This window comes from Pseudarthrobacter sp. Hb11, assembly GCF_059383655.1.
Map to the genome: position 1 here is coordinate 1 of NZ_JBWZCM010000022.1, position 10,577 is coordinate 10,577.

Sequence of the window (10,577 nt, forward strand, 5' to 3'; positions counted from 1 at the left end):
TTTTCTCCAAACCCCACCACCAGACTCCCCCCCCCCCTTTTGGGTGCTCCCCACTACTTTGCTGCCCACGTATCGCCGCGATTCACCGCTTTGCCCTAAATGTATGGCTGGTCAACTTACGTCAGCATGACCCACACCGATAGCCGACACACGTCTCCTTGCCTGGTCCTCGGAACAACTGGAATTGACCTACGTTCGAACGAGAAGTCTCCGGTTCAGCCCGCGCCTTTTTCCTGCGGACACGGGACAAAAGGCTACAGACGAACTAGCCGCCGACATGGTGGATGGTGAAGGCAGTCAGGAAGCCTACGGCCGCGGTGAAACCTGTGAGGTTGTGGTGTTCTTCGAAGGCTTCGGGAATCATCGTGTCAGCCAGCATGGCAAGGATTCCGCCGGCCGCGATGGCCGTGATGAAGGCGACGAGTTCTGCCGGTGCGTGTTCCAGGGCGGCGTAGCCAAGCAGGGAGGCAGCTCCGCAAAGGATCGCTATGGCACTCCAAATCCCGAAAACATATCGGGGGCCGCGCCCGGCTCTCTTCATCCCGGCCGTACTGGACAGGCCCTCGGGAACGTTAGAGATAAATACGGCAGCCAGCATGGCCGGGCTGACAGTGCCGGCGGTGACAAGTCCCAGCCCAAGAACTACCGACTCCGGGATCCCGTCAATTAGGGCCCCAACTGCAATCGCGGTGCCGCTGCCGGGGTTTTCTTTTTCTGAGGGTTGCTGTTGCCCGGACCGCTTCCGGTGTTTGGCCCCAGCCCGGGCCAGCAGGATGTTTGAACCGACAAAGATGAGCGCGCCGGCCAGAAAGCCGATGACCGTCGGCAGCAGCCCTCCGCCTTCCACCGCCTCGTCTACCAGTTCGAAGGCCAGCGCTGAAATCAGAACACCTGCCCCGAACGCCATGACGGTGCTGACGATCTTGGGCGGAACCCTCCAGAGCCAGGCGATTCCGGATCCCAGAACGAGGGCGCCGCCGGCGATGGTGCCCCATAACAGGGCCTGCACCCACATCGGCATTCGTCACCCTCGCATTTGGTCGGCTCGTCCAGCGGCCGATTTCTGACCACTGAAGGGGACGATACCAGCGACGCCTCAGGTTCATGCAGCGAGGCACGTGTCCACGGCAGGCCGGGTCGGGCACTTGATAAAAGGATCATAAGCATGCTTATGATGTTTCCAGCCGAATGCGAACGGCTGCCAACCAGAGGAGGAAACACCATGGGATTGGGCGACAAGATTGAAAACGCTGCCGAGAAGGCTGGCGGTAAGGGCAAGGAAGCGGCAGGCGCTGCCACGGGTGACGAGAGCCTGCGGACCGAGGGCCAGGCCGACCAGGCCAAAGGCGATCTGAAGCAGGCCGGCGAGAAGGTCAAGGACGCTTTCAAGAAGGACTGACCAGACCACAGCGAAGGACGCGCTCTCAGCCAACGGGGCGCGTCCTTTTGCTTGCCCGGAACAGCAACCAGCTGGAACGGGAACACGCCGTTTCCGGCCTGTTAGCCGGAAGGCCCCTAAGCATCAAAAGCGGAAGCCGCCGACCGGGATAACGGTCGGCGGTGCACGCGAAGGCCGATCGTCCTGTTCCCAGCCAACTGCAAGGTTCAGCCTGCAGGATGTGGGATGGAACTTCGGCCAACCGCTATTTGGCCGGAGTTCCGCCATTTTCGGCCACCTGCCGCAAGACGCGGAGCGATTCGGCGCGACGCCGTTCTACGAACACTCCCCCTCCCGGGGCAGCACAGAACCACATTCGCTCCTTGACCGCCCGTAGTCGTCAGCTAGCTTGACTTCATGAACGATGACGTGGGGTCGGTCGAGCAAGCCCTCAGCGGCGGAGATGTCCACGAGCTGCTCAGGGTGTGGGAGGACTTCAACCGGGGCGAGACCTGGCGGGAAGTTTCTGCCACCGGCAGTGACCAGGCGCGGGTGGCCGCAGCGCAGTTCCTGACGGAGGTCAGGGAAGTCGCAGCGCTGGAGGCGCTGCGTCCCAACGCGAAGACTGTCGAGCTGCTCACGGGCAGGCGCTGGTACGTCATCAAGTCCGCCCGGGAGGCCGGCGTGGCGCAGATCGGCGAAGCATTGGGTATCACGAAACAAGCCGCCCACGACTTCTACGGCCGCAGGATCGAAGAGCAGGAGACGTACCTGCCGGACCTTCACGACGCGGCAGCTGCGCGTGCAGTCCTGGAAGACGCGAAGGAAGACTAGCGAGGTCGAGAGAGGCCTGACGGGGCCCTTCATTCACCGGCCGCTCAAGGCCTCCTTGAAGCTTTTGGTAGTCACAGGATGCGCTGGTACATGCGATGGTCCTGCCACTGGCCGGCGATCTGCAGGTAGGCACGAGCGGTGCCGTACGACTCGAAGCCGTTCTTTTCCAGGACCCGTTGGGATGCTGTGTTATGCACCAGCGTCGCGGCTTCCAGGCGGTGCAGGTTCAAGTCGTCTTTGGCGATGCTCACGGCGGCGCCGACGGCTGCGGTCATGAGCCCTGCACCCTGAACCCTCCTGTCGATCCAGTAGCCCATGTGGGCGTTCTGAAAGGCGCCGCGCAAGATCGAACTGAGCGTCAGCATGCCGACGATTGTTTCATCATCTGCCAGCACCAACGGAAGCGCAGCCCCAAATTCGAACTCCGTTAGCCGACGTGCAATTGCCTGCCGCTGGCCCGGGGCGGTGTAGAACTCCTCAGCCCGGACTGGCTCCCACGGCGCCAAGTGAACACGGTTGGCTTGGAATGCTGCTGCTAAAGCCACGGCGTCGGAAGCTTGGACGGGACGAAGGACAACGCCGTCAACCAGTGCGCGAGTGAAGTCCACCCGTCCACCCTACCTACGGAGCCGTCGGCGGCTAGCGGCGGGAGTTTCGCAAAGTGCGGATCTGCCAAAAAGGCCCTGGAAACGACTCGGGTGAAGATGTTCTCCGAACGCTCGACTTCCGTGAGGCCGCGGAGGCCACTCCCCTGCTCCGCCAGCTTTACAGAATCACGGTTATAGGCTCTTCAAAACAGGCGGGGGAGTGGCCCAAAGGCGGTCTGCGTCGGGCACCATTACTCGGCCTTTTTGTCCCGAAAGACGCGCCCGACCGAGCGGTCAGCTAAAGCGGCGCGCCTCCTTCTCATCTAGCCCTGTGGCCGTCGGCAGCCTACCTGCGCGTCTCACTCCCAGTTTGTTTTGACATAGCTACAAATTATGAGCTGTAATTGTTTCCGCAGCGCTCCTGTGACCTAGCCCACATGTTCAGCTGTCCGCGTCAGCCCCATCTATGGCGCCGGCCCCAAGCCCCTCGAAGGACAACCGTGGAGACTACGACGTTCGGCGCTTCCGCTGACTACAAGCGCCCATTCAAAGAGCCTGGCATCACCGCAGAAGCAGTCGCCACTGCCGTCAAGAACTCCCTCGTAGGCCTCATGGATGCGCCGCAATGAAGCGATTCATGTCGACTACCAACAGTCCCCCCGTAACTGCGCAGGACTGGGCATCCCTTCAAGTCGGTGAAGTCGTTGATGTCATCGAGCAAGGGGGATATACCTACGTCGCATATATCGAGACCAAGACCGAAACGTCGGAGATGGTTTGGATCAAGGCATGCGGATTTGGCACACGGCATCTGCTTCACGAACTCGACGGAACTCAACTCATCCGCCGATAAAAAGCCCGAAGCAGGCGCTGGGTTTGCTAAATTTAAGGTCGTCGTCGCTATCCTCTGTCTTTACTGCTGAACCCTCCAGCTTCACCGCTGACCGCGCGTTCCCCCCAAGGCGTCATAGGGACTGTTATCGGAGCGCAAGCACGGGAGTAGAAGTAGCTGCAAGAACTCCTGTTCCATTCCGAATCTGGAGTGTCCCAAGATCAGAAGCCGGCCCAGACCGCCGTAGCTTGACGGAATATCCATTATCGGCGAACGAAAATCGGCGGGGGAGGGGCGGGTCCGGGGTCACTGCGTCCTGATCATGGCGGCGCGCTCTCATCCTTCTGTAGGTCGGGAAGCGTCTTGCCCGGTGACCAGCAGCAACTCACCTGAGAGCGCTTAGACGGCTCCCGGCGGCCCCGCCCTGGAGACTATAGCGCGGAGACAAGAACACCGAATGGACCAGGGCCTGTCTCCGTGCGCTGTCAACGGTGGTGATCCGTTTGGATTTGCTGCACCAAAGGCCAAGGCCCCGCCTTCCAGGAATGGAGGGCGGGGCCATGGACTTGCATTGACGGTGCCGGGTGCCCCGGCAGGGCTGGACTTAGCGGCTGGTGCGGCCGTCGTTGTCGAGTTCGATGTTTTCCTTGCGGACTTCTTCGTTGACGGTGACGTTATCGGTCACGGTGTCTTTGTCAAGGCGGACGCGTTCGACGGGGACAGTCTCCTTCTGCACTACGGGGCGTTCTTCGTGGAGGATCACTTCGTGCTCTTCCTCGCTGATCTCCGGACCGTCCATCGCCGCGCCGATGTTGCCGTCGGTGATGGGTTCGCGCTCGAGCCGGACCTCTTCACGCTGGACCGGGACGGTCTTGGTGACCATTTCGGTGACGACATATTTGCGCAGCCGCGCCCGGCCGGTGGCTTGCTTTTCGGTGCCGACGTGAAGCTGCTCTTCCGAGCGGGTCATCGCATCATCAGTGGTGGGACCTGAAGTGTCATGACCGACGGCGCCGCGGGCGGTAGTTTCCCGATCGGTGGTGTCCCGTCCGGTGCCGGTGTAGGCGGCAACGCCGGAGCGTTCGTAGTAGGTGTAGAGCCGGTCTTCTTCTTCCGGTTCGAGGTGCCCGTCGGGGGCGACGCGGGGCGCGTCCTTGACCTTGTCCTTGGTGTAAGGGACAACGATGTCGTTGCCGTCCTGGGTCGCGGCATCGAGTGGGACGAAGGACTGGGACGTTCCGAAAAGCCCGGTCTTGACCGTTACCCAGGTCGGTTCCGACGTGTCGTCATCGGCGTAGATCTGGCCGATGGACCCAATCTTGGACCCGTCGGAGCCGATGACGTTGCCGCCGGCGGTGGTCAGTGCAGAAAGGTTTTCAGTGTTGAGCATGATGTTTTTCCTTTTCGTGCTGATGAAACTGCTATGAAGTTCAGGCGGGGGCTGGAGCCATCCCCTGGTTGGGTTAGCGGCTTGTGGAACCGGCGGTGCGGGTGGTGTTGCGGGAGAGCAGGATGGCCAGGGCGATCATGGCGATGCCCAGGACGAAGTGCAGCCAGTTATCCGCGTTGTTGACCGGGACGAAGTTGGCGGGGGTGTCGTGGCCGATGATCAGTCCGTAGAGCCACAGGACGAGGTAAATGACCCCACCGTAGAGCAGGTAGTTCCGGGCCTGGTCGTTGGTGCGGGACATCAGGATCCCGGCGACGCCGAAGAGCAAGTGGACGATGTTATGCAGGATCGAGACCTGAAAGATCCCCAGCAGGAGCGCTTCTGAGCCGTGGCCGGCGAAGGAAAGGGCTTCATAGTTACTGGTGATGCCAGGGATGAAACCGAGCACTCCGACCAGCAGGAAGACAGCGCCTACTGCCTGGGCTGCTTTTTGAAGGGTTGTTTTGGGTCCGGAAGTCCGGTTCGTGGTAGCCAAGTATCTGCTCCTTTTTCAGGGTGACATGCATGGTGTGGATCCTGCGCGGTGCGGGAATTCGAGGCTGCTATTGCCCGCCGCTGGGCGGGTCCGTGCCGTGTCATGGTGCTCCGCTCAGCATTCCTGAGATCGCTGATGTGTTCCTCCAGCTGCCTGCGGAACAGCGCCTCATCTGCTCCTTCATTGCCGGCCCCGTCACGGATAAGGTCTTCAGCGGAGGAAAGGACATCACGTCCTTCGGGGGTGAGGCGGATATCGGCGCTCCTGCCGTCCCTGGCCGGCTCTTTGGTCAGGAACCCCAGGCTTTGAAGCCGCCGGATGACCCTACCCATACTCTGCCTGCTGACACAAAGTGTTGCCGCGAGATCAGTGACAGTGGTGGGTTCCAGTACTGCCGCTGTCTCCAGCGCATCCAGCGCTCCTGTGGTCAGTTTGAGCCTGGCCAGCCGGCGGTTAAGCCTTCGCTCGTATAGCCGGGCCGCGATGCTGACAAGCTGGTGCGTTGCCCACTGGTCAGGAGCCGGGCCGGGACGGGACGTCATGTGCCGCGGCCCGCCGGCAACCGGTACTTGCTGGTCTGGGTCCGGTGGCCGCCCCGCCGGGTTGAGGGGCGGCTCCGGGACCCTGTCCCGGGCGCTCACGTGTTCTGGACGGTGTCCTTGGCCTCTGCCGCACGGTCTTTGACGTCGGTGACGGCGCCTTGGCCTTCGGCCTTGACGTTCTGCACGCCGTCGGCGGCCGTGGCCTTGACGTTTTCCATGGCTTCCTGGGCTGGTTCCTTCAGGTCCAGGACCATGTCCTTGGCCGCGTCAGTAACCTGGGTGGCGAGGGGCTCGGCGGCGGTTTTGAGCTGCTGGGCGGCTTCGCGTTCCTTTTGGCTGGCCGGGATCAGGGACGAGATCAGCATCCCGGCGCCGAACGCGATAAGGCCCGCGGCCATCGGGTTGCCCTGGGCTTTGGCCTTCACCTGTGCCGGTGCGGCGCCGATCGCGGTTCCGGCGTCGGAGAGTTTGGCTGCAACGCTTTCCCCGGCACCGTGGAGGGAATCGCCCGTGCTGTTCAGGGCGTTTCCGGTGTGGCCGGCGCCCGAGGAGACCTTGTCTCCAACAGCGGAGGTTGCGGAATCCGCTGCTCCCATGACTTTGTCCTTCACTCCTGCGACGGCGTCCTTGACGCTGCTCTTGACCTTGTCGGTCTGGCGCTGGACGACGTTCGCCGGGGTGACTTTGTCGGCGAGGGCGTCCACGTTGGTGCCCAGGCGTGCTCGGGTTTCTTCAATGTCTTGGCGGATTGCGTCCGGGTTTTCGCTCATTGGTTTACCTCACCTGGTTTGAGAGTTTCGGGGATTTCGGACAGTGTCTCGCTGGTCTGGGGCATGCCTTTGATCTGTTTGAGTTCCTTGCGGCCCTCCGAGGCCAGGACCGCGGCGATGATGCCCCAGATCACGGCGACGATCACGGCGGCCCAGCCCAGCGGCATCAGGGCACCCAGGGCGAACATCAGTGCCAGGGACAGGAAGACCAGGACGAAGTGCCCGGCGACGCCGGCGCCGGCGAGCATGCCGCCGCCTTTGCCTGCCTTGGTGGCGGACTGCTTCACTTCGGCCTTGGCCAGTTCGACTTCCTGGCGCATCAGGGTGGACAGGTCCCGGGTGACATCACCGAGCAGATCACCAAGCGAGGTGTTGTCAGCCTTCAGATGCGCTTCGCTCGGGGCAGGCTCCGGAATTTGGCTGCTCACAGGTGGCGTCCTTCCTTCGACTGGTAGGGGTCATCCTCGAGCCGCAGCGGCGTGTCTTCCGCCGTGCCGGAGGGCAGCGATGAAGTCGATACCGGAGCGCCTGCGCGGATGACGGGCTCATCATAGAAACCGGCCGGGCCGCCGGTGGTAAAAGTCGTGTTTTGCCGGACCGGAGCCGGACCGGAGCGCTGAGAAGCGAAGGACTGGGCGCCGCCCTGGGAGTCTGGAGCACCTGCCTGGAGGCCGCGTCCGAGCCGGCCAACGAGGATACCTGCCCCCGCTGCCAGCAGCAGGAAGGTGCCCGGCTTGCGGCGGGCGAAGGACTGGACATCCGCCAGAAGTGCTGCCGGGTCCTTGCCTTCAACCCAGGAAGCAACCGTAGAGGTGCGCTCGGCTGCCTGACGGATCAGGTCACTGGCAATGCCCTGCTGCTCCGGGGCCTCGGCCATGGTCTGCAACTGGTCCGAGATGGTCCTGATGCCCTCTGCGGCCTTCTGCTGCTGGGTGCCGGCCTGGTTGGAAAGACCCGACTTGGCCTGGGACAGGAGGTCCTTTGCGCTGGATTTGGCCTCGGAGGCGACGTTCGCGACTTCTTCCTTCGCGGTCTGGGCAACGCCCTGCGCTGCAGAGGCTGCATGACCTGCCACGTTTGAAGCCTCTTCCTTCGCGGCGTCCTTCTTCGAGACGGACCCGCCGTCAGAAGCCGGCGTTACGGCTGGGGTTGTTCCGATGGTGGTGATGTCTGGGTCCTGCGAGGAGGATCCGGGGACGTTGGTCCACTGATTTTCCGTCATCATGCTCTCTTTCCTTCATGGTCAGCTGCTGTAGACGAACCAGCACTCCCCGCAATAGTAAGCATGATTACTAAAAAATAGTAAGTACCCTTTCTAATCGGGGAATGCTTTGTACTGTAGCCCGGGCGGTGCCGACGTCGGTAATTACCAACGGCCGCCCGAATCTGGCAACGTAGAAGGCGTCCGGAGCAGTAGGAGTGCCGCAGAGCGGCAACCCAAGGGTGAAGGAGGTGCCCGATGGAGGATCCAAGAAGCGTGGCACGGGCATTAGCTCAAGAGGACCCGGGCTGGGTGAAGGATCTGTGGTTGAAGTACTGGGCCCACGGTGGATCTGCAGACATGTTCGAGTTCGATTCCTACCTGCGTGGCCTCACCGAACGGGACCCGTTCGAGCTGAGAATTCTTGCCTGGGCAATCGAGGACTTATCCCGCGCTGCCCCCGCCCAACGCCCGGTCACTTGAGGCCATTCCCTCGCCCCTGGTTCTCGTAGTAATGATCAGCCCGCTGCCACCGCCTGCCCGCCCAGCCATTCAGCAGCAAGGCCGACGACCAACGGCGTAGCATCCCGCACACTGGTACCAGAACCCTGGACCGGCCGGGACGGACAATGGCGGGACGCCCTGAACCTGGTACCGCCCTGGTTCAGGAATGGTGGGTGGTTAGTTGGTTGCTGAGGCCGGAGAGCAGGATGCTTAGTCCTTGGTCGAGTTCTGCGGCGCCGTCATACTCGGCCAGGACCGGTCCCAATGCCCGAAGGTGGGGAAAGTCTTTGGCCGGCAGGCGGTGCAGGCCAAGACGCAGGATGGCTTCGCTTTCGTCCGGGTCCACAATATATTCCTGCACTTCGTTCAGGATGTGCCCGTAGAGGAACCCGTAGTAGGCGCGGTAGACGTGAAGGGCGGTTGCCGGGGTGAAGCCGGCCTCGATCAGCAGCGCCAGGATCTGCTCCAGTGGCCGCAGTGTCCCCAACGGGCGCAACCCCAGCGGGGTGGAGAGTGGCCGTGTGACCAGCAACGGCACCACGTTGGGGTGCCGCAGGGCCAGGAGCCGGAGATCATGGGCGATCTTGCGCAGCTGTGCTTGCCAGTCCGGGTCATTGGGAAAGATGGCTAGTTCGTCGAAGACCATCTCGGAGACCCCGTCCAGCAGGGCTGCCCGGTTGGCCGCGTAGCGGTAAAGGCTCATGGGATCGCATTGCAGCTCCTGGCCCAGGCGGCGCATGGACAGTGCTTCCAGGCCATCGTTGTCCACAAGCGTCAGCGCCGTGGAGAGCACGAGTTCCCTGCTCAGGCGCGCTTTGCGGACACCTGCTGAACTGTTTGGTTTGTCAGGGATGGTCATGGAGGAGTCCGTCCTGTTGTTTGCGTCAGGCCCACCCATTCAGGAGATACGTAAGCTTGCTTATCAAGCAGTCTACATGTAAAGTCTACATTGTAGAGAAGTTGTTGACATGGTTTCAGTAAAGGGATCACGGTTTGCATGGCCGCCACGGCCGCTCACGCCCTTACTAAGGAGAACCATTGACTACGCACACCCAGAACGAGAACTCCACCACCGCTGTCCGCAACGCCAATGACATCAAGATTTCGACCCGGACCCTTGAGTTCGCGGTCTATGTTGCGGCCGTCATCGCCACGATCATCACGGCAACAGTTGTCGGGGACGACGCCAGCGAAAACGGTGTTGACGTGTTCAACGCCAACGACGCAATGCAGTACATCACCTTGCTCACGGTCGGCCTGATGGTGGCCCGCGGCCTGGCGAAGGCCGGCAACCGGGTCAGCAACAACCACGCCTAAACAGGCGATCTTCCGGCACCCGTGCCGGGAACTGACTGATCCTGGCGCGGCACCGAACGGTGTTGCGCCAGGACTGTCCTGTCTTACCTTTTGTTTGGCCTGCCTGGGTTATAGAACCCAATACTTTCGGCAGTACCGCTTGGTGTCCCGTGCAAGGGCACCGGGTTTGAGGCCGCTGTAGCCGAACGGCGGATAATTTGCACCGTGTTTGAAAAGAGCCGTTCATGGCGCATTCACAGTTCGATCAGTTCCTCCAGGACGCCACCTACCGCGACCAGGATTCCACCTCCACTCTTGATGGCGACTCTTTTTACGGCCTGTACACCAGCTGGTGCCACGTCTCCCACAGCCCCCTGCGGCCAGAGCACACCTTCTGGGCCGCAATGAAGCACCGCGCCAGTCCCGGGCAGCGCCTGCGCATGAAGGGCCCGGCGGCGGCGGACTACATCCTGAACAGCTACCGGGCTGTCGTCTAATCCCATGCTGACCAAACGAGACGCCAATACATCCCCCGGGATCTATGCCAGCTACGGGGACATCGTCCCTGGCGCCACTGCACCCAAAGCCACTCCCGCCGACGGGCCAGAGACCCCCGCCGTCGAGGACCTCGACCTCACCCCTGACGGCTCGCCAACGCACCCGCCCTACAGCAGGATCCCGATAGCCTCGTCCACACCGGAAACAGCT

General features: G+C 62.1%; 16 protein-coding genes. 7 read left to right on the forward strand and 9 right to left on the reverse strand.

Annotated elements, in window-relative coordinates; all coding sequences use genetic code 11:
- Positions 1 to 265 precede the first annotated feature (265 nt).
- Positions 266 to 1,021: a ZIP family metal transporter gene (locus AC50X7_RS18320; protein WP_494980321.1), complete on the reverse strand. Its 756-nt coding sequence runs from the start codon at positions 1,019 to 1,021 to the stop codon at positions 266 to 268.
- A gap of 201 nt (positions 1,022 to 1,222) precedes the next feature.
- On the opposite strand from AC50X7_RS18320, the gene AC50X7_RS18325 reads away from it, so the two are divergent.
- Positions 1,223 to 1,399 (forward strand): CsbD family protein, encoded by a 177-nt coding sequence (locus AC50X7_RS18325; RefSeq protein ID WP_137320645.1) that lies wholly within the window; start codon positions 1,223 to 1,225, stop codon positions 1,397 to 1,399.
- A gap of 396 nt (positions 1,400 to 1,795) precedes the next feature.
- Positions 1,796 to 2,212: a hypothetical protein gene (locus AC50X7_RS18330; RefSeq protein ID WP_494980322.1), complete on the forward strand. Its 417-nt coding sequence runs from the start codon at positions 1,796 to 1,798 to the stop codon at positions 2,210 to 2,212.
- 71 nt (positions 2,213 to 2,283) lie between these two features.
- Here the strand turns inward: AC50X7_RS18330 and AC50X7_RS18335 are convergent, their stop codons facing one another.
- Entirely contained in the window at positions 2,284 to 2,820 is a 537-nt protein-coding gene (locus tag AC50X7_RS18335) for a GNAT family N-acetyltransferase (RefSeq protein WP_494980323.1), read from the reverse strand.
- A gap of 479 nt (positions 2,821 to 3,299) precedes the next feature.
- Here AC50X7_RS18335 and AC50X7_RS18340 point away from each other — a divergent pair, with 479 nt between their 5' ends.
- Complete coding sequence (locus tag AC50X7_RS18340) at positions 3,300 to 3,428, forward strand: hypothetical protein (RefSeq protein ID WP_494980335.1); 129 nt, start codon at positions 3,300 to 3,302, stop codon at positions 3,426 to 3,428.
- An 807-nt stretch (positions 3,429 to 4,235) separates the two neighbouring features.
- Here the strand turns inward: AC50X7_RS18340 and AC50X7_RS18345 are convergent.
- The 6 genes from AC50X7_RS18345 to AC50X7_RS18370 all read right to left on the reverse strand — a co-directional run bounded on the left by AC50X7_RS18345 (position 4,236) and on the right by AC50X7_RS18370 (position 8,090).
- The gene (locus AC50X7_RS18345) at positions 4,236 to 5,021 is read right to left on the reverse strand and encodes a DUF2382 domain-containing protein (protein WP_494980324.1); all 786 of its coding nucleotides are present in this window, start codon (positions 5,019 to 5,021) and stop codon (positions 4,236 to 4,238) included.
- Positions 5,022 to 5,094: 73 nt separating this feature from the next.
- Complete coding sequence (locus AC50X7_RS18350) at positions 5,095 to 5,556, reverse strand: DUF4383 domain-containing protein (protein ID WP_494980325.1); 462 nt, start codon at positions 5,554 to 5,556, stop codon at positions 5,095 to 5,097.
- Positions 5,493 to 6,098 (reverse strand): MarR family winged helix-turn-helix transcriptional regulator, encoded by a 606-nt coding sequence (locus AC50X7_RS18355; protein WP_494980326.1) that lies wholly within the window; start codon positions 6,096 to 6,098, stop codon positions 5,493 to 5,495. The genes AC50X7_RS18350 and AC50X7_RS18355 overlap by 64 nt, the downstream gene beginning before the upstream one ends.
- Positions 6,099 to 6,193: 95 nt before the next feature.
- Positions 6,194 to 6,868 (reverse strand): DUF3618 domain-containing protein, encoded by a 675-nt coding sequence (locus AC50X7_RS18360; protein ID WP_494980327.1) that lies wholly within the window; start codon positions 6,866 to 6,868, stop codon positions 6,194 to 6,196.
- A complete protein-coding gene (locus tag AC50X7_RS18365) occupies positions 6,865 to 7,296 on the reverse strand; it encodes a phage holin family protein (RefSeq protein ID WP_494980328.1) in 432 nt (143 codons plus the stop codon). Before AC50X7_RS18365 ends, AC50X7_RS18360 begins: the two co-directional genes overlap by 4 nt.
- Positions 7,293 to 8,090 carry a hypothetical protein gene (locus AC50X7_RS18370; RefSeq protein ID WP_494980334.1) on the reverse strand — a complete coding sequence of 266 codons (798 nt, stop codon included), beginning with the start codon at positions 8,088 to 8,090 and terminating at the stop codon, positions 7,293 to 7,295. The genes AC50X7_RS18365 and AC50X7_RS18370 overlap by 4 nt, the downstream gene beginning before the upstream one ends.
- A 237-nt stretch (positions 8,091 to 8,327) precedes the next feature.
- Here AC50X7_RS18370 and AC50X7_RS18375 point away from each other — a divergent pair, with 237 nt between their 5' ends.
- Positions 8,328 to 8,552 carry a hypothetical protein gene (locus AC50X7_RS18375; protein ID WP_494980329.1) on the forward strand — a complete coding sequence of 75 codons (225 nt, stop codon included), beginning with the start codon at positions 8,328 to 8,330 and terminating at the stop codon, positions 8,550 to 8,552.
- 181 nt (positions 8,553 to 8,733) lie between these two features.
- On the opposite strand, the gene AC50X7_RS18380 is transcribed toward AC50X7_RS18375, so the two are convergent.
- The gene (locus AC50X7_RS18380; protein WP_494980330.1) at positions 8,734 to 9,432 is read right to left on the reverse strand and encodes a TetR/AcrR family transcriptional regulator C-terminal domain-containing protein; all 699 of its coding nucleotides are present in this window, start codon (positions 9,430 to 9,432) and stop codon (positions 8,734 to 8,736) included.
- Between the two features lie 179 nt (positions 9,433 to 9,611).
- Between AC50X7_RS18380 and AC50X7_RS18385 the strand changes: the two genes are divergently transcribed.
- The 3 genes from AC50X7_RS18385 to AC50X7_RS18395 form a co-directional block, all read left to right on the forward strand.
- The gene (locus tag AC50X7_RS18385; protein ID WP_494980331.1) at positions 9,612 to 9,890 is read left to right on the forward strand and encodes a hypothetical protein; all 279 of its coding nucleotides are present in this window, start codon (positions 9,612 to 9,614) and stop codon (positions 9,888 to 9,890) included.
- Positions 9,891 to 10,114: 224 nt separating this feature from the next.
- Positions 10,115 to 10,366 carry a hypothetical protein gene (locus tag AC50X7_RS18390; RefSeq protein WP_494980332.1) on the forward strand — a complete coding sequence of 84 codons (252 nt, stop codon included), beginning with the start codon at positions 10,115 to 10,117 and terminating at the stop codon, positions 10,364 to 10,366.
- Positions 10,367 to 10,370: 4 nt separating this feature from the next.
- Positions 10,371 to 10,577: hypothetical protein (locus tag AC50X7_RS18395; protein ID WP_494980333.1), on the forward strand; the 207-nt coding region annotated here is incomplete at its 3' end.